Origin of the sequence: Paraburkholderia sp. 32, from assembly GCF_050435345.1 — a bacterium.
GTDB lineage: Bacteria > Pseudomonadota > Gammaproteobacteria > Burkholderiales > Burkholderiaceae > Paraburkholderia > Paraburkholderia tuberum.
On sequence record NZ_JBNDKD010000001.1, the window covers coordinates 2,505,764 to 2,523,514 of the forward strand.

The window sequence follows — 17,751 nt, forward strand, 5'->3', positions numbered from 1 at the left end:
TGAATGACAGTGTTTTTTATCGGCGCGGGTCCGGGCGACCCGGAACTGATCACGGTCAAAGGGCAGCGTCTCGTGCGCAGTTGTCCGGTGATCCTGTATGCGGGGTCGCTGGTGCCGGCCGCGGTGCTCGAAGGTCATAGCGCGCAACAGGTGATCAATACCGCGGAGCTCGATCTCGACCGGATCGTCGCGCTGCTCGCGGCGGCGCACGCGAAGGGCCAGCATGTCGCGCGCGTGCATTCGGGCGATCCCTCGCTGTACGGTGCGATCGGCGAGCAGATCCGCCGTTTGCGCGAGCTGGCCATTCCTTACGAAATCGTGCCCGGCGTGACCGCGACGGCCGCATGCGCGGCGGCGCTCGGCTGCGAGTTGACCCTGCCCGGCGTGTCGCAGACGCTGATCCTCACGCGCTACGCGAGCAAAACGTCGATGCCCGAAGGCGAGCAGTTGGGCGATCTCGCGCGGCATCGCGCGACGCTGGCGATTCACCTCGGCGTGCGGCATCTCGCGCGCATCGTGGATGAGTTGCGGCCGCATTACGGCGGCGCGTGTCCGATCGCGGTGATCTATCGCGCGAGTTGGCCCGACGAGGAAAAGATCACCGGCACGCTCGACGATATCGTCGCGAAGGTGCAGGGCAGCGCGATCGAGCGCACCGCGCTGATTCTGGTCGGCCAGGTGCTGGCTGCCGAAGGGTTCGCCGATTCGACGCTGTATGCGAAGGGCAGTTGACGGCGCCGTGATTTCTTCGCGGCGACGCTGCCGGCGGGCGGCTCATAGCGCTCGCGAACGCACGCGGTTCGCGACGCCGCGCGACTCAGTCCTCGAGCGGCGACAAGGCCTTGAGTGGTGCCGGCTTGTCGTCGCCGAATCGGATCGTTGGCACCAGTGTTAGCAGCACGACCACGAATAGCGCGATCACGAACATCGACACGAAGGTCAGATGCAGCGACTGGTGCAGCACGAGCCGGACCAGATCGCTGTCGCCGAGATCGGCGGCGCGGTTCTGCAGCAGCGCCTTCAACTGATCCGACGTGACGGTCGCGACGCCCTGCGAATGACTGAGCCCGAAGTTCAGCACCGCGCCGAACAGCGTCGCGCCGAGCGTGCTGCCGAGATTGCGCGAAAACAGGTTCGACGCGGTCGCGCTGCCGCGTTCGTCCATCCTGACGATCTCCTGGATCAGCACGAGCGAACTGACGCTCGACGTCCCCATGCCAAAGCCCATGATCAGCGACGCGAACCCGGCGACGAGCGGCGACGCGCCCGGCGACAGCAACAGCAGCAGCACCGCGCCGAGCGGCACGAACGCGCTGCCGCAGATCAGGATGCGCCGCAAACCGAGCCGGTGAAACGACTTCGCCGCGAACGTCGCGCCGGTGGGCCAGCCGACCATCATCATCGTCAGCGCGAGGCCGGCCACCACGGGCGAACGATGCAGCACGCCCTGCACGTACATCGGCAGGAACGTGGTCGCGCCCATCAGGATCATGCCGGCCAGCACCGTCGCGCTGTTGCATGCGGCGATCGGGCGGCGGCTCCATAGCGCGAACGAGATCATCGGTTCGGCCGCGCGACGCTCCTGCCGCACGAACAGCAGCACGCACAGCACGAAGACGCCGCCTGCGAACGAGGCTCGCGCCAACGCGTCGTCGCCGGCGTAGGTCAGCGTCATCATCAGCGCTGCGATCGCGGCCATGAACAGCGCGGCGCCGGCGAAGTCGATGGACGGCCGCGCGTGCCGTTCCGATTCGCGCAGGAACGCGATGAAGCCCGCGGCCGACGCAAGCCCGATCGGCACGTTCATCCAGAAGATCCACGCCCACGACAGGTTGTGAATGATGAAGCCGCCGACCATCGGACCCACGACCGCCGAAATCGCCCACACGCTCGCGAGATAACCCTGCACCTTGCCGCGTTCGCGCGCCGGGTACAGATCGGCGACGACGGTCAGCGTGACCGGCTGGATCGCGCCCGCGCCGATCCCCTGGATCAGGCGGAACACGATCATCGCCGGCATCGACCACGCGAAGCCGGCGAGCACCGAGCCGACGAGAAAGATCGCGATGCCCGCGAGGATCACGGGCTTGCGCCCATAGAGGTCGGCGAGCTTGCCGAACACCACGGTCATAGCGGTCTGCGTGAGCAGGAACGACGAGAACACCCAACTGTATAAATGCAGGTCGCCGAGTTGCGAGACGATCTGCGGCATCGCGGTCGACACGATGGTCGCTTCGATCGCGACCATCGCCATCGAGGCCATCACGGCGGCGATCACGAGCGGGCGTGAAGATTGAGTATTGCGGGACATGAAGGGCGTAGTATCGATATGTTGAATGCGTCGACGGCCCGGAGGAGGCCTTGCTGCGACGCATCGGCGCGGCCGCGCGTGGCGGCCGGTCAGGAGTATGCACCTTGCGGAGAATGCGCGCTCGCGCCCGGGCAGCCGGCGAGCCGGCCGGATTGGGCACGACCGTTGCGTATTCGGATTTCCCTTTGACACACGGAGGACAATCATGAGGATCGAATTCACCGGACGCCGGGAAGTGGTGGCTGCTGCGCGCGTCGCCTACGAGGCCAATGTGGACGGGAAGGACGTATGGTGCAGCGTGTCGCTCGACGCGCTCAATGACCATTTCGGCAATGGCAGCCTCGGCAACGGCGCCCCGTCTGCTCACGATCTGGTGGGAGCGTTCGAGGCGAACCGCGCCCGCATTGAAAATGCTACGCGGCGGGTGCTCGAACGCAACGGGGGACGGTCCGTGGAGCTCGAGACGCGCGACTTCGATTGAGCGACCCGCTTGCTCGTATCGGGTCAAGCGATTCGTGCCGCGGTGGAAAGGACTCTTCCATCGCGGCGACTATATCCGCGACGTCGGCGCGGCTACAGTATCGACGCACACACCGCTTAACGCGTGTGAGCGAGAGAGTTGGACCCGGCTGCCGGCAGCCGGGTCTTTTTTTATGGCGCGTGCGAGCACGCCATTATTTCGCTGGCGGTTCGCCGCAGGAGCGTGCGACGATTAGCACGGTGATTCGCGCGACGATTGAAAGGCTGCGGTATAGTCGCGGCAACTTTAAATCCGTCTCTTCGATTCTCTGGAGAATATCGTGCAGGAAATCATCGAAGGTCTGATCCGCTTTCAACGCGAGGTCTTTCCACAGCAAAGCGCACTCTTCAAGCGTTTGTCGACCGCGCAGAATCCCAGCACGCTCTTCGTGACCTGTTCGGACAGCCGCGTGGTGCCGGAACTGCTGACGCAGACCGAACCGGGGTCGCTGTTCGTGATCCGCAACGCGGGCAACATCGTGCCGTCGTACGGTCCGGAGCCGGGCGGCGTGTCGGCGACCGTCGAATATGCGATTGCCGTGCTCGGCGTGACCGACATCGTGATCTGCGGCCATTCGAACTGCGGCGCGATGACGGCGATCTCGAGCTGCACGAATCTGGAGCACATGCCGGCGGTCGCGAGCTGGCTGCGTCACGCGGATGCGGCGAAGGCGATCAACGCGTCGCGCCACTACTGCTCGGATGCGGAGCGTCTCGAGGCGCTGGTCAAGGACAACGTGATCGCGCAGCTCAGCAACATCCGCACGCATCCGTCGGTGGCGGTCGGACTCGTGAACAAGACGCTGCGGCTGCACGGCTGGATCTTCAATATCGAAAGCGGTGAAATGCTTGCGCTCGATGGCAAGACCGGTAACTTCTTGCCGCTTGCGGATAATCGGGAAATTTGTGCGAGTTGAAGTGGCATTAAAACGGGTTTTTAGTTTGCGGGATTAACACTCGGCTTGCTAAAAGCCGGCGCGGCGGCGCGGTTTCAACCCCACCGCGCCGCCCGCCACAACCATCCCTATCAGCTCGACGACACCAGCGAATCCGACGGCACGATCTTCAACACACCAGGGCTCTTCGCAGCCGGGTTCGACCACAGCAGATGCATGCTCGCCGCGCCCGTGCCGTGCAGGTACTCGACCTTGATCGACGCCCTGATTTGCCAAAGTGGGCGCGCCGGAGCGCGGGCATAATCCTGTTCTCCATCACCCACGCTCACCGAATCGTCCATGCCGCCCGTCGCCGCCGTCCGCCCGAGCGCCGTACCGTTGCGCAGCGTCGCGCTGATCCTCGTGTCGATGTTCTGCTTCGCGCTCGTCGACGCCCTCGCGAAATCGCTTGCGCTCGCCTATCCGGCCAACGAGGTCACGTTCTTCCGCATGCTGTTCGGTCTGTTCCCGGCCCTCGCGATGTGCCTGCGCGGCAAGCCGCTCGCCACGCGCTTGCGGCAACTGGACGTGCGCGGGCAGACCCTGCGCGCGCTGACGCTGCTCGGCGCATCGGGTCTGTTCTTTGCGGGGCTGCCGTATATGCCGCTCAGCGAGGCGGTCGCGATCGTCTATTCGGAGACCTTGCTCGTGATCGTGCTGGCACCGCTGCTGTTGCACGAAACGCTCAAGCCGCGCGACGCGCTGGCCGCGGCGGTCGGTTTCGCCGGCATGCTGCTCGTGGTGCGCCCTGACGGCTCGCATGCGAGCTGGCTCGGGCCTGCGCTGCTGATCGCGAGTGCGTTGTGCGGCGCGCTGTCGATCATCCAGATCAAGCGCATCAAAGCCAGCGACGATTCGGGCACGACCGTGCTGTACTTCACGCTGGTCGGCACGGCCGTCATGGGCGCGTCGCTGGTCTTCGCATGGCGCACACCGTCGTTCGATGCGCTCGCGATCATGGCGCTGCTCGGCGCGCTTGCGACGGCGGGCCAGTTGCTGATGACGATGGCATTCCGCGATGCCGATGCCGGTGCGCTCGCGCCGTACAACTACACGAGCATCGTGTGGGCCGCGCTGTTCGGCTACCTGGTGTGGGGCGAGACGATCGGCGCAATATCGATGCTCGGTATCGCGTTGATCGTCGGCAGTTCGATCGCCGTCGCGATGCGCGGCAAGCCCGAGGAAGGGCCGCTCGTGTGAGCTGCGCTTGCGTCGCTGAAAACAGGGTCGAAGGCGGCGCAGGAAGAACCGCTTGGGACTCCGATCAAGGCGCGCGTTTGAACGGAAGAATACCCGTCGGTTTCGGACACATCCCCGACCAGATCCGCCGATTCGTCAGTTGTTGGGCCTAAAAAGGAAAACACTGTCATTCGGATCGCCCACACTTCGACTAACGGGGCGGTCGATCGGTTGGAATGGGGAGCGTGCCTTGTATAGCGAACCGAGAATGATCGTGTTGATGGGCCTCGTCTTCGGCGCGGTGACGATTGGGGCCTATGTGTCGCAGCTGGACAACGACTGGTCGTCCGGTCGGGACGTGAGTCTCGTCGCCGACGGCGGACGGGGTGTCAGCGCGACGGCGGCGGCGGCGGGGCAGAGCGAAGGCCGGCCCGGCGCGGCGACGGTCGCGCCGGCAACGCGTCGCCATGCGCTGCGCGACGACGTGGCCGCCTTGCGGGCTCAGCCGGCCGCATCGATTGGAGCGCAGGCGGGCGACGCTCTGGCCATCGCCGCGCTACAGTTCGCGCGGGAGTCGAACAAGGCGCAGCAACAGCAGCAGCCGCACCCGCAGCCGCAGCCGCAGCAGACGAGTTTGCCGCCGCAGCCTGCGGTGACTTCGAACCGGACCCAGGCGCCACCCACGGCAAAGACCGGGCACGCACACCATAGCCGCGTTGCGTCGGGTACCACGACGAAACCGCACTCAGCGCAAAGTGTGGCGACGACATCGGGTAGTCATGCGCGGGGCGGCAGCCACCGGAAAAGTTCTACTGCTGAGCGGTCTGGGAAGAAAGCGGCCAGCGTCGTGCCAGAGGCGCGGCCGTTGCCGCAATATGCAACGCAAGGCGTCGAGTCGCCATGGTCGATGCCGCGCGCGGGGCTGACCAGCCAGTCCGCAACTCAGGCGGTCGCCAGCAACGGCCCCAAAACCCGCGCCGAAGTAGAGGCCGAACTCGTGCGCGCGCGTGAGAACGGCACGATGCCCGCGTTCGGCAGACCCGAGCCATCGGGACCTGGGGCGCACTGAAGCGGGCCTCGCGCCGCGTCCCCGGCAACCGTTAGATCAACGACGCGGCGAGCCGCGCGAAGGTGGCTTCGTCGGTGCGATCGAACGCAAGCGGCGTGACCGATACGCACCCCGCCGCGACGGTTGCCGTTTCGCTGTCGGCATCGTTCTCGCGCGGGCCACGATCGAAGCGCAGCCAGTGATACGCGATGCCGCGCGGATCGACTTCCGGCAGCACCTCGATGTCCCTGACGAGCCCGACGCCCTGGCGCGTCGGCGTCAGCGGACCTGCGTCGGCGGCATCGACGTCGGGGAAGTTGATGTTCAGGCAGGTCGGCGCCGCATGCTCGATCGCGAGCAATTGACGGATCACGCCGGGTGCGAGCGTGCGCGCGGTGTCCCAGCGCACGCGCTCGCGATCGCTGAACGCCTGGCTCAGCGCGAACGACGGCAGCCCGAGCAGCAGACCGGTCATCGCCGCGCCGACCGTGCCCGAAAACATCGTTTCGATGCCGAGGTTGCCGCCGCGATTGACGCCGGACAGCACCAGCGACGGCGGCGCCTCGCGCATCAGATGACGCACGCCCATCACGACGCAATCGCCGGGCGTGCCGGTCACGCCGAAACGGCGTTCGCCCTGGCGGCTCACGCGCAGCGGCGAATGCAGGCTGATGGAATGCGACGTACCGCTCTGGTCGTGCTCGGGCGCGACCACCCAGACTTCGTGCGCGAGCTCGGCGGCCACGGCTTCGAGCACGGCGAGGCCGGGCGCGTCGATACCGTCGTCGTTCGTCAGCAGCACTCGCGGCAGCTTGGATTCGTAAGCGGACATCGCGTCAATCTCCTGTGGCTCGGTGAATGAATCGTAGGGAAGGGACGCCCATTATCGAGCTTTGGTCGGACGCGCGTACGATGACGGTGAGCCGCCAACGACCCAGGACGCCCCCCATGCAGATCGACCCGTTTGAGATTGCGATCGCCGATCAGGACATCGACGATTTGCGCCGCCGCATCCACGCCACCCGCTGGGCGCCCACGACGCCCGCGCCCGCCTGGCAGCAGGGCGCCGACCCGGCCTGGCTGCGCGAACTCGCGACCTATTGGGCCGGGCAATTCGACTGGCGCGCGGCCGAACGCAGGTTGAACCAGCTGCCGCAATTTCTCGCCGACGTGAACGGCCAGACCGTGCACTTCGCGCATCGGCGCGCCGCCAGTGTCGCGCCCGGCTTTCAGGCTTATCCGCTGGTGATCACGCACGGCTGGCCCGGTTCCTTCTTCGAGTTTCACGCGCTGCTCGATCAGTTGTGCGATCCGGTCGCGTTCGGCGCCGATCCCGCCGACGCCTTCGACGTCGTCGCGCCGTCGCTGCCGGGCTTCGCGTTTTCGCCTGCGCCCGCGCAGGCCGGCATGTCCGCGTTCCAGGTCGCGGACCTGTGGGTGTTACTGGTGCGCGGACTCGGCTACGAGCGCTTCGGCGCGCAGGGCGGCGATCTTGGCGCGGGCGTGTCGATCGCGTTGGCCGCGCATCATCCGCGGGTGGTCGACGGCATCCATCTGAACTTCCTGCCGAGTTCCTATGAGCCCGCGATCGGCGCGGCGCAGCGGGAGCTGACGCCGGCCGAGCAGGACTATCTGCGCGAGAAGAACGACTGGGCCGCACTCGAAGGCGGTTACGCGCATCAGCACGGCACCAAACCCCTGACGGTCGCCGCGTCGCTGAACGATTCGCCGGTGGGACTCGCCGCATGGATCGGCGAGAAGTTTCGCTCGTGGAGCGATTGCGGCGGCGAGGTGGAAAGCGTGTTCTCGAAAGACGATCTGCTGACCAATATCTCGCTGTACTGGTTCACGCAGTGCATCGGCCCGGCGATGCAGATGTATTGGGAAAACCGCCTGCAGCCGATGCGTTTCTCCGACGGCGAGCGCATCGACACACCAGTCGGCTTCGCGCTGTTTCCGAAGGAGATCAATCATCCGCCGCGAAGCTGGCTCGAACGAACCTTCAACGTCGCGCAGTGGAGCGAAATGCCAGCCGGCGGGCACTTCGCGGCGATGGAAAAGCCCGCGTTGCTCGCGGCCGAGATTCGAAAGTTCTTCAGGCCGTTGCGGCAGAAAGCGCGCTAGGCGCGCAGCGCGACGCGTCACGCTGCTTCTGTTTTCACCTGGCACGACCGCGCCGCTCGCGTCGAGCGTCTCGCGGCGATCGCAGGCTGCCCGCATTCATCGACGACAGCCAGGCCAGCGTGGACGGTGGTCGAACTTTCATGCACGAGGGCACCATACACGCTATGGCACATTCGTCGAACCACGATCACCGCCGCCGCTTTCTGCGCACGGCGCTCGGGCTGCCGGCAGCGCTTGCGCTGTCGCGCGTCACGTCCGCGCAAACCGAGGCGCACGCGCAATCCGGTGCCGCCTTACCCCGCGTGAGCCGCCGCGCGATCCCGTCCACCGGCGAAGCGCTGCCGGTGATCGGCTGCGGCACGTGGCGCACCTTCGACGTCGGCGACGATGCCGCCGCCCGCGCCCAACTCGCCGAGGTGCTGCGCATCCTGTTCGAAGCGGGCGGCTCGGTGATCGATTCCTCGCCGATGTACGGTTCGTCGGAAGCGGTCGCGGGCGCGCTGCTCACGCAGCTCGACGCGCATCGCAAGGCGTTCGTCGCCACCAAGGTCTGGGCCGAGGGACGCGAGGCCGGCATCGCGCAGATGGAGGAATCGCTGCGGCGTTTTCAGCAGCCGCATGTCGATCTGATGCAGATCCACAATCTGCTCGACTGGCGCACGCAGCTCGCGACCTTGCGCGACTGGAAAGCGCGCGGCCGGATTCGCTATCTCGGCATCACGCATTACACGTCGAGCGCGTTCGACGAAGTCGCGGCGGTGATGCGCAGCGAGAAGCCCGACTTCGTGCAGATCAACTACGCCGCCGACGATCGCGCGGCCGAGCAGCGCATCCTGCCGCTCGCGGCCGATCTCGGCATCGGCGTCGTGATCAATCAGCCGTTCGGCGGCGGCGGTTTGCTCGCGCGCGTGATGAAAACGCCGTTGCCCGCATGGGCCGGCGAAATCGGCTGCACGAGCTGGGCGCAGATTCTGTTGAAATTCGTGCTCGCGCAGCCGGCGGTGACGGTCGTGATTCCGGGCACCGGGCGGCCGCAATACATGGCGGACAATGTGCGCGCGGGATCGGGACCGCTACCCGACGACGCGATGCGCGCGCGGATCATCGCGGCGGTCGGCGGCTGACTCGATGCGCAATCCAGTGCGCAATCCGCCACGACGATTACTTGCCGCTTGCTATTCGCATACAGGTGCCGCCTCCCACAAATGCCGCACGACACGGGAATAAAACCCGCCACACGCCAGTCATGCCTCACGAACCGGGTTCGGTTCGGCGAATCCTTATCGTGAGGTCATCATGTCGTCACATCATTCATTCGATCCGGCGCGTCGCGGCGCGCTGAAGTGTCTTGCGTTCGGCGGCCTCGGCACCGTGTTCATGCTGTCGGGCGGCGTGCTGACGCCGGTCGAACTCGCGCTCGCGGCCGACGCGAACACCGCGACGCCAGCGGCTGGCACGCCGCTTTTCCTGCAGATCAGCGACACGCATATCGGCTTCAACAAGGAGGCGAATCCCGACGTCGCGGGCACGCTGAAACAGACGGTCGATTACGTCAACGCGATGCCGGCGCGTCCGCCGCTCGCGATTCACACCGGCGACATCACGCATCTGTCGAAGCCCGCGGAATTCGATCTGGCCGCGCAGCTGATGTCGGGACTGAAGATCACCGAGCTGCACACGGTCCCCGGCGAGCATGACGTCACCGACGGCCCCGGCACGGAGTACTTCAGCCGCTTCGGCAAGGCTTCGGATAACCGCGGCTATTACAGCTTCGATCACCAGGGCGTGCATTTCGTCGGGCTCGTCAACGTGATGCATTTCAAGCCGAACGGCCTCGGCGGTCTCGGCGACGAGCAGCTCGAATGGCTCGAAAACGATCTGAAAGGCCGCTCGTCGAGCACCCCGGTCGTGGTGTTCGCGCACATGCCGATGTGGACCATCTACGAGCCGTGGGGCTGGGGCACCGGCGACGCGGGACAGGCGATGAGCTATCTGAAGCGCTTCGGTTCCGTGACGGTGTTGAACGGCCACATTCATCAGATCGTGACGAAGGTCGAGGGCAACGTGACGTTCCATACCGCGCGCTCGACCGCCTATCCGCAGCCGACCGCCGGCCAGGGCGATGGCCCTGGGCCGCTGAAGGTCGCGAGCGACCAGCTGCCGAAGATGCTCGGCGTGACGAGCGTCAGCATCGCGCGTCATCCGCTGAAGGCGACGCTCGACGACACGACGCTCGCCTGACGACACGCGCTACTTTTACGCTCGAGGAGATCAATGATGCTAACCAGGATGATGGGCCGCGCGCTCGCGATTCTGCTCGGCAGTGTCGCGATTCTGGCGGTGTCGGCGGGGCTCGGTTTTGCGCAAACGACGATGCCGATGCAGGTGCAGAAACAGACCGTCGCGTCGACGCCTAACGCGATCGTCATCAAGAACTTCATGTTCTCGCCGATGGAACTGACCATCAAGGCGGGCACGACGGTCACATGGAAGAATCTCGACGGCGAGCCGCACTCCGTGGTCAACGACGCGGGCCTGTTCCGCTCGGCCGCGCTCGATCAGGACGACACCTATCAGTTCAAATTCGATAAACCGGGCGTGTACAAGATCTTTTGCGGCATCCATCCGAACATGAAGGCGACCATTACCGTGCAATGATCCAATTGCCGCCAAGCCCTTGCTCAGCAAGGGCAGTTCGGATTTTGCTCCGAACTCAACCCTGGATCGCGAGCACTGTTATTCCGTAGGCGGCTTGGCCTGCCCCCAGTCGACGGGGTGGTGCAGCGAAATGTGCAGACGATCGCGCAATTCGGGATGGACAGACGCCTGGTTGAGAACAGCCATGCCTCCGATTTGACGCAAGGTTTCGTCCGTGATCGGCGCGCGGCAATCGTCCGAACCCAGAGGCACAGTCATTGCCATTCCGCGCGCTATCTGCCGATCTATTGCCCCCTCGACTTCCTCGCGCGACACGGTACATACCTGGATTTCACAGGCATCCTCGTTATAAAAAATCACGGTGGCACGCTGGCGCTTTGTCATCTCAGAAACCTCTGCAGCTCTGGTAATTTTGAAATGCCGTCTGTTTGCACATGGCATAAGCACGGGGGTCTTGGGTCATCGCTCGTACGAAGTTGCATTGCTCCAAATCCAATTCGTACTCGGCAAAACAATTTGCCCCAGTTGTCCATCGTGCATCGTGTTGCGGTCCTGGTAGTTCTGACTGTGCGGAACGCCGCTCACGCGGTATGCAGCTCGCTCAACCGGCACAGCAGAATCCCATAGCCGGTCAGATGCCCGAGGTACACGCTCGTAAACACGTTCGACGCGGGCAGGTCCTCGGTCAGCTGACGCAGGTCCTCCATATGCAGCGGCGGCGCGTCGAGCGGCGGGCGCTCGACGCGCAGGTCCGCCGCCCCGGCCAGTTGCCGGTGCGCGTTGACGAGCCGCGCGAGCCGCGCGAGAAACATTTCGCGCCACGCGGCGTCGAGCGCGGCGAACTGATCGTGAAACGTGTCCATCGTTTCAAGAAAATTGACCAGCGAATCGAAGGTCTCCTGATAGCTCGCGAACACCGGCAGCCGTGCCGCGTTGCGCTTCAGATGTGGCGACACCCACGCCTGCTCGAGGTCGGTCTTCAGCAACAGGTGCGCCTGCTTCAGGTTCGTGCTCAGCATGCGCAGCTTCGAGGCCGCCGGCTTGATCTGCGCTTTGTCGAGTTGTCCCGCGGCCAGTTGCGCGACGACATCGGTGGCCCGTTCGTTGCCGTCGTTGACGAGCGTGTTCGCCCAGTAGCCGTGATCGGGCGGAAACGCGATCTGCTGGATGACGAAGCCGAGCAACATGCCGAGTACCACGCCAATCAGGCGCTGTTCGAGCAGCGGAAGATGTTCGCCGGTATAGAGCACGAGCGTGATCGGCACCGTGATGCTGGTCATCTGGAACAGCGACGGCCGCAGCGCGACGATGCTGAAGATCACGACCGGCAGCAGCGCCGCGCCCATCCACAGGTGCGGCGCGGTCAGCCAGATCAGCAGCGTGCCGATCGGCATCGCCACTACGTTCGAAAACACCCGCTTGTAGAAGTAGCTTCGAGCCGCCGAAATCGAGCTACCGAGCGCCAGCGTCAGCATCGTCGAACCGGCTAGCGGCACGGCCGCGTCGGGAAAGCCGAGCAGGTATGGGATGCCGAAACCGATCCACAGGCCGAGCGTCAGCTTCGTGTACTTGGCGGTTTCCGACAGAGAAAAGCGCGCGAGCGCGCGGCGCAACGGCGTGAGTGGCTGGTGCAGATACCTGTTCGACATGATTTTTATGCTGACCGATGACGTTGTGCCGGGCACCGTTGGGCCGGGCACCGCTGGGCCCGGCACGGCGCGGCGTTCGCGACATGCGCGCACGTGACCTTACCATCCGGCGCGGACGGCTTCGGGAATTCGCACGGTAGTAGGTTCGCGGAATGCTAATCGAGGCGCGCGGCGCGCGCAGTCCAACGCGGGTTTCAAGCGGCGGTTTCGGCGTCGCGCGCGCGTTCGCCGCCAGGCCCGGTTGTTGCATGCGAAACGGCGACCGCGTTGGCGCGTTTCGCAGAATCCGCGTCGCATCGGGCGTAGCGGCCTACGGCAGGCGCACGGCTGGCTGTCGGCTCTTTGCCGGGTTGGAGTTTTTACCGGCTTTGCACGCTTTTTTGCCAACTCACACGGCATCTGGCGGCGTCGTTTGAAGCACCGCCGAAGCGAGGCGGAAACGCAACGCTGCTATGTTGTCGGCCGTTCGCGACAGGATTACATTCATTGAGCATTGCGTGCAGCGGCAGCCTGCGAGCTCGGTTTACGCGCCGGCTCGTCAGCGCGCCAGCTTGTCTGCAAGAAGTGGCATACCCGGAGCGTATTGCGATGGCTACCGATCCCGACGATATCGACTTGCGTCATTCCACAACGGACGGCCGGTCCTCCTTCGAACCCGACGGCCCTGACGAATCGGGCGTGCCGCCCCCGCGCTTCGGCCGCCTCGCCCTGTGCCTCGCGGCGGCCGGCGCGCTGACCTTCGGTGTGATGGGCACCGTCGCCTACGGCGTCTGGTTCAACCAGGATCAGCAGACGTACGCGGATGCCATTGCGGGCGCGCGCCAGGCGCTCGGCTCATCGGCATCGGCCCGGGTGCCGACGGTGGCCGTCGCGCACGCGTCGGAGGAGGCCGCCGCGCCGTTTGCCATGCCGTTTGCCATGCCGTCAGCCAGGCAGCCCGCCGCGCCAGAGGTCGCGCTCGCAGCGGCCGGCGCGAACGGCGGCTTCGAGGACACCAACCCGGCCGTGTGGTCCGGGCAGATCCGCCCGAGTACGCCTGACCCGAATCTCACCGCCACGCTGGCCGATACGCCGGTCGATACCTCGGCGGATATGTCGGCAGATATGTCGGCCACCCCACCCACAGCCCCCATTGTTCCCACGCCGCCGCCGGGCTACCCGCGGCACGTCGCCAATGCCGCCAATTCCACCGCGAAGCCCGCGGCCGGTCACGACGCGAAAGAAGCACGGCTCGCACAGCAGGAGCGGCGCGCGTCGTCGCAGCACAAGGGCGGTCTGTTTGCGCGGATCGGACAGTTCTTTCGACGCGTGAGCTATCGTCAACATGACAACGGCCGACGGCAACAAGATCCCTACTCCCATCCCTGAGCACGCGGTCGTCGGGCCAGCGGGGCGAGCAGGGCTGCGCGGCGCCGCACGCGCGCGCGTGCCGGTGTGGCGCTTCCGGCCGGGGCCCGCGAGCGTCGGCGTGGCCGCGCTGTTGTGTCTGCTGTTCGGCCTGCTGTATGTGGCGATGCAGATCCGCACGGTGTTTTCCGATCAGTTGAAGCAGGAGTACGCGGGCCTCGTGCTCGAAGCCGCCGGGCGCGTCGACAGCGCGCGCGAACAGTTGGCCGCGTGGCAGCGTATGGCCGACACCCGGGCGAGTCACGACGCGTCGTTCGTGCCGGCCTATGACGCGGCGCGCGCCGAACTCGCGCGGCGTTTCGCGGCGCTCGCGGCGCTCGTCAACGCGAGTCCGTCGCCGGCGCCGCCCATTCCGTTGATGTCACCGACACAGGCGACGCCCGAAGCCGTCGCGGCGGCGCTCGGCAGCGTGTCGGCCTACTGGCGCGCACAACGCGACGCGTCGAGCGCCGACGTGCGGCTGCGCGTCGCGCACGTCGCGCGCACGCTGATCGCGCTCGCCGCGCTGCTGTTCTGCATGCTGATCACGGCGCTCGGCATGTACGCGAAGCGCACCCGCCAGCTCGCGGGGCAGTCGCACGAGTTCGAGCTGGCGTCGCTGCACGATTCGCTGACGGGCCTGTCGAACCGCCGCAAGCTGCTGGCCGCGCTCGACTCTGCCGCCAGGCACGCGCGGACCGTGGCCGTCGAGCAGCGCCTCGCGGTGCTGTATATCGACCTCGATGGCTTCAAGCAGGTCAACGATTCGTTCGGGCATCGCACCGGCGACGAATTCCTCGCCGCGGTATCCGCCCGGTTTCGCGCGTCGGTGCGCAAAGGCGATCTGGTCGCGCGCATCGGCGGCGACGAGTTCGCGGTGCTGGTGCGCACCTTTGCGGGCGATGACGAGCTCGCCGAGATCGCGCGCCGGCTGATGGCCTGCGTGGTCGACACCGACCAACAGATGGGAATCGGCGGCGTGCGCGCGAGCGTGGGCATTGCGAGTTATCCCGACGACGTCGACGATCACCGCCGTCTGGTCGCCGCCGCCGATGCCGCGATGTATCAGGTCAAGCGCGACGGCAAGAACGGCTTCGCGTTCGCGGCGCAGACGGGCAGGGAAGCGACGTTGTGAACCGCCTGAACGTCACTGGCCTTCGTTGCGCCACTCCGTCAGCTTTTCGCGCTCGTTGAGTTCGATGAACGCCGGCCGTGCGCGCAGCCTGCGGATATAGCTCGCGAGATGCGGCCAGCCCACCGTCGCGGGGTGGGGCATGTTGCGGGTCCAGCGCATCAGCACGAGCGCGAGCAGATCGGCGGTGCTGAGCTTGCCGCCCGCGAGGTATGCGTGGCCGTCGGCGAAATGCCTGTCGAGCCGCGCACACGCTTGTTCGATGCGGCGTTGCGCGAGCGCACGCACCGCCTCGGCGCCCGCGGGGTCGCCGTCGCTGCCGGCGTAGAACCAGTCGCGCATCGCGGGCAGCAGCGTATTCGCGAGGTAGATCATCCATTCGAGCCATTCCGCGCGTGCGGCCGAGCCGGGCGTGGGCGCGAGGTCGGCCTCGGCGTGGCGCTCGGCGAGCAGCATCAGCAGCGCGGCCGATTCATGCCGCGGCACGCCATCGACGACCAGCGTGGGCACGCGCCCGGCCGGATTCAGACGCAGATACTCGGGATCGCGCTGCTGGCCCGCGTCGATATCGACGAGGCGCGCTTCGAACGGCACGCCCATTTCGAGCAGCATCCAGTGCACGGGCATGCTGGCCGCGCCGGGCGAGTAGTAGAGAACGTAGGACATTCGGGACTCCGTGGATCGTCGAGAGCGCGGTCGAGCCGTGCACAGAAAGAATCAGGGGCTGTCGCCGAAACGAACAGCCCCTTCAGATGCGTCAGGCGCCAGCGTACGCAAATGCGGGCGCTCGAAACAGCAAGCCTCGAATCACGCCCGCGGCCAGGTCTTTCAATGCGCCGACGCGTGCTTCTCCTGCTCGGCTGCGCTCGGCTGCGTCACCGCGCTGACGATCACGAACACGATCACGTTGACCGCGAGCGCAAGGAAGCCGATGTTGACGTCCTTCAGCGCATCGGGCAGGAACGGCATCAGTTGACCGACGCTCCAGTGCAGCGTCGTGGTCAGTGTGACCACCGCGACACCCGCGACGATGCCGCAGAACGCGCCTTGCCTCGTCGCGCGGTTGTGCGGGAACAGGCTGCAGAGCACGGCCGGGAACAATTGCGTGACGAAGCTGTAGCCCATCAGCAGCAGCGCGACGATGGTTTCGCCGCCGTTCAGCGTGAAGGCGACCGCGACCAGCGCCACGACCGGTACGAGGAAGCGCGCGATCACCGCGACCGACGCATCCGACGCGTTGCGGTTCACCATGCCGCGATACACGTCGTTGGCGAGCAGCGTCGACGCCGAGGTCAGGATCATCGAGCCCGGCACCAGCGCGGTCAGGATACCGGCCGCGCCGATCACGCCGACGAACCACGGATCGAACGTCTGCAGCGACAGGCGGAACAACGACAGGTCGATGTCGGCGCCCTTCAGGCCCGGCACGCGCAGCGTCGCCGCGAAGCCGACGAAGAACACGAACAGCAGGATCAGCTGATAGAGCGGCAGAATCGCGGCATTGCGGCGGAAGATTCGCTCGTCCTTCGCCGTGAAGATCGAACCGAACGTGTGCGGCCACATGAAGAAGCCGAGCGCGGTCAGCAGCACCGTCGACTGGAACCACACGACGCTCGAACCGCGCGCCGGGAAGGTCAGGAAGCCGGGACGGGCGGCGTCGATCGTGCGGAACATCGCGCCGATGCCGCCGTAGTAATGCAGCGGCAGATAGATGCCGAGGAACAGCACGATCGCGAGAATCAGCAGATCCTTGGCCACCGAGTTCCAGGCGGAGCCGCGCACGCCCGACACGATCACGTAAGAGGTCACGACGATCGCGCCGATCCAGATCGCCGCCGTCGACGAGATCGCGCCGTACGACGCGGTCGCGACGATGATGCCGAGGCCCTTCAGTTGCAGCACCAGGTACGGGATCAGCGCGGCCACGCCGACCAGCGCGACCAGCGTGCCGAGCGCCGGGCTCTCGTATTTGCGCCTCAAGAAGTGCGGCTGCGAGACCAGGCGGTGCGTCTTCGCGTAGCGCCAGATCGGCGGCAGCATCCAGTACGACAGGATGTACGCGAGCGTGCCGTACGCGAGGATGTAGTAGACCGGCGCCCCCTTGCCGTACGCGAAGCCGCTGCCGCCGAGGAACGTGAAGGTCGTATAGATTTCGCCGGCCATCAGCAGGAACACGAACGCGGTGCCGAAGCTGCGGCCGCCCACGCTCCACTGCTCGAGGCTCATGTCGTGGCCGCGCCTTGCGCGCACGCCGAGGAACAGCGCGAATAGCGTAACGGCGGCGATGATGACGAGTGCGCTCATGGGCGAACCTCCTCGCCATCGGCGGCGACGTGTCGGTTGGACGGATCGAGGTTGTAGATGATCGCCATGATGATCGCGCTCAACACCACCCACATGACGATCCAGGCCAGCACGAACGGCATGCCGAGCACGAGCGGCTCGACGCGATTGACAAACGAAACGCCGACCAGGATGCCGACGAACGGCAACGCGGCAAGTACACGAAGCAGCATGTGGACAACTCCTCGAACCAGTAGGTATGTGTCGTTGAAATTCCGGCTTCGCTGAGGACTGTATGCCGGATACTTCGGTCCCGTAAAGCAGGCCAAAATAAATGTCGGAGTTTCGACCGCTGCAATTGCATCTTTCCAGCCCGGATTGCTGCAGTGCAAAGCGGGACGCGCCGTGGCGCGCAAGGTGTCGCGCGGCTTTTCTGCAGGCCGACTGGCGCGCCGCGATATGATCTGCGAGCATCGCAGCATTTTCCGGACCGCGCGATTCCGCCCGGGTTCATGACCGGCGGCGCG

Annotated in this window: 19 protein-coding genes; 11 read left to right on the forward strand and 8 right to left on the reverse strand. The window is 65.8% G+C overall.

Features of this window, described 5'->3' with window-relative positions; translation table 11 throughout:
- The first annotated feature begins 3 nt into the window (after window positions 1-3).
- Window positions 4-732, forward strand: coding sequence for a precorrin-4 C(11)-methyltransferase (cobM, locus tag OKW26_RS11680; protein ID WP_187611420.1), 729 nt, complete (start codon window positions 4-6; stop codon window positions 730-732).
- A gap of 85 nt (window positions 733-817) precedes the next feature.
- Here cobM and OKW26_RS11685 read toward each other — a convergent pair whose 3' ends face one another.
- A complete protein-coding gene (locus OKW26_RS11685; RefSeq protein ID WP_429353697.1) occupies window positions 818-2,518 on the reverse strand; it encodes an MDR family MFS transporter in 1,701 nt (566 codons plus the stop codon).
- Between OKW26_RS11685 and OKW26_RS11690 the strand changes: the two genes are divergently transcribed.
- Both OKW26_RS11690 and OKW26_RS11695 read left to right on the forward strand, forming a co-directional pair.
- Window positions 2,517-2,792, forward strand: coding sequence for a DUF1488 domain-containing protein (locus OKW26_RS11690; RefSeq protein ID WP_008923225.1), 276 nt, complete (start codon window positions 2,517-2,519; stop codon window positions 2,790-2,792). The genes OKW26_RS11685 and OKW26_RS11690 overlap by 2 nt on opposite strands.
- Window positions 2,793-3,111: 319 nt before the next feature.
- On the forward strand, window positions 3,112-3,747 hold the full coding sequence (locus tag OKW26_RS11695; protein ID WP_090809864.1) for a carbonic anhydrase: 636 nt from the start codon (window positions 3,112-3,114) through the stop codon (window positions 3,745-3,747).
- Between the two features lie 110 nt (window positions 3,748-3,857).
- Here OKW26_RS11695 and OKW26_RS11700 read toward each other — a convergent pair whose 3' ends face one another.
- The gene (locus tag OKW26_RS11700) at window positions 3,858-4,067 is read right to left on the reverse strand and encodes a hypothetical protein (protein ID WP_429353698.1); all 210 of its coding nucleotides are present in this window, start codon (window positions 4,065-4,067) and stop codon (window positions 3,858-3,860) included.
- On the opposite strand from OKW26_RS11700, the gene OKW26_RS11705 reads away from it, so the two are divergent.
- Complete coding sequence (locus tag OKW26_RS11705; protein ID WP_429353699.1) at window positions 4,066-4,965, forward strand: DMT family transporter; 900 nt, start codon at window positions 4,066-4,068, stop codon at window positions 4,963-4,965. The genes OKW26_RS11700 and OKW26_RS11705 overlap by 2 nt on opposite strands.
- Before the next feature lie 229 nt (window positions 4,966-5,194).
- Window positions 5,195-6,013, forward strand: coding sequence for a DUF4148 domain-containing protein (locus OKW26_RS11710; protein WP_429353700.1), 819 nt, complete (start codon window positions 5,195-5,197; stop codon window positions 6,011-6,013).
- 31 nt (window positions 6,014-6,044) lie between these two features.
- Here the strand turns inward: OKW26_RS11710 and surE are convergent, their stop codons facing one another.
- Complete coding sequence (surE, locus tag OKW26_RS11715) at window positions 6,045-6,824, reverse strand: 5'/3'-nucleotidase SurE (RefSeq protein ID WP_184060073.1); 780 nt, start codon at window positions 6,822-6,824, stop codon at window positions 6,045-6,047.
- A gap of 116 nt (window positions 6,825-6,940) precedes the next feature.
- Here surE and OKW26_RS11720 point away from each other — a divergent pair, with 116 nt between their 5' ends.
- The 4 genes from OKW26_RS11720 (at window position 6,941) to OKW26_RS11735 (ending at window position 10,774) form a co-directional block, all read left to right on the forward strand.
- The gene (locus OKW26_RS11720) at window positions 6,941-8,116 is read left to right on the forward strand and encodes an epoxide hydrolase family protein (RefSeq protein WP_429353701.1); all 1,176 of its coding nucleotides are present in this window, start codon (window positions 6,941-6,943) and stop codon (window positions 8,114-8,116) included.
- 164 nt (window positions 8,117-8,280) lie between these two features.
- Complete coding sequence (locus tag OKW26_RS11725; protein ID WP_429353702.1) at window positions 8,281-9,240, forward strand: aldo/keto reductase; 960 nt, start codon at window positions 8,281-8,283, stop codon at window positions 9,238-9,240.
- A 172-nt stretch (window positions 9,241-9,412) separates the two neighbouring features.
- The gene (locus tag OKW26_RS11730; RefSeq protein ID WP_429353703.1) at window positions 9,413-10,357 is read left to right on the forward strand and encodes a metallophosphoesterase family protein; all 945 of its coding nucleotides are present in this window, start codon (window positions 9,413-9,415) and stop codon (window positions 10,355-10,357) included.
- 36 nt (window positions 10,358-10,393) lie between these two features.
- Window positions 10,394-10,774: a cupredoxin domain-containing protein gene (locus tag OKW26_RS11735; protein ID WP_429353704.1), complete on the forward strand. Its 381-nt coding sequence runs from the start codon at window positions 10,394-10,396 to the stop codon at window positions 10,772-10,774.
- Between the two features lie 78 nt (window positions 10,775-10,852).
- On the opposite strand, the gene OKW26_RS11740 is transcribed toward OKW26_RS11735, so the two are convergent.
- Window positions 10,853-11,158, reverse strand: coding sequence for a hypothetical protein (locus tag OKW26_RS11740; RefSeq protein WP_429353705.1), 306 nt, complete (start codon window positions 11,156-11,158; stop codon window positions 10,853-10,855).
- Window positions 11,159-11,355: 197 nt separating this feature from the next.
- A complete protein-coding gene (locus OKW26_RS11745) occupies window positions 11,356-12,423 on the reverse strand; it encodes an FUSC family protein (RefSeq protein WP_429353706.1) in 1,068 nt (355 codons plus the stop codon).
- Window positions 12,424-13,011: 588 nt separating this feature from the next.
- Here OKW26_RS11745 and OKW26_RS11750 point away from each other — a divergent pair.
- Both OKW26_RS11750 and OKW26_RS11755 read left to right on the forward strand, forming a co-directional pair.
- Window positions 13,012-13,791 (forward strand): hypothetical protein, encoded by a 780-nt coding sequence (locus OKW26_RS11750; RefSeq protein ID WP_429353707.1) that lies wholly within the window; start codon window positions 13,012-13,014, stop codon window positions 13,789-13,791.
- Window positions 13,748-14,944: a diguanylate cyclase domain-containing protein gene (locus OKW26_RS11755; protein ID WP_429353708.1), complete on the forward strand. Its 1,197-nt coding sequence runs from the start codon at window positions 13,748-13,750 to the stop codon at window positions 14,942-14,944. The genes OKW26_RS11750 and OKW26_RS11755 overlap by 44 nt, the downstream gene beginning before the upstream one ends.
- 12 nt (window positions 14,945-14,956) lie before the next feature.
- On the opposite strand, the gene OKW26_RS11760 is transcribed toward OKW26_RS11755, so the two are convergent.
- From OKW26_RS11760 to OKW26_RS11770, 3 genes are all read right to left on the reverse strand, one after another.
- Complete coding sequence (locus OKW26_RS11760; RefSeq protein ID WP_429353709.1) at window positions 14,957-15,607, reverse strand: glutathione S-transferase family protein; 651 nt, start codon at window positions 15,605-15,607, stop codon at window positions 14,957-14,959.
- A gap of 162 nt (window positions 15,608-15,769) precedes the next feature.
- Window positions 15,770-17,245 (reverse strand): sodium:solute symporter family protein, encoded by a 1,476-nt coding sequence (locus OKW26_RS11765; protein ID WP_429353710.1) that lies wholly within the window; start codon window positions 17,243-17,245, stop codon window positions 15,770-15,772.
- On the reverse strand, window positions 17,242-17,457 hold the full coding sequence (locus tag OKW26_RS11770; protein WP_090809890.1) for a DUF3311 domain-containing protein: 216 nt from the start codon (window positions 17,455-17,457) through the stop codon (window positions 17,242-17,244). The genes OKW26_RS11765 and OKW26_RS11770 overlap by 4 nt, the downstream gene beginning before the upstream one ends.
- Window positions 17,458-17,751: the final 294 nt, after the last annotated feature.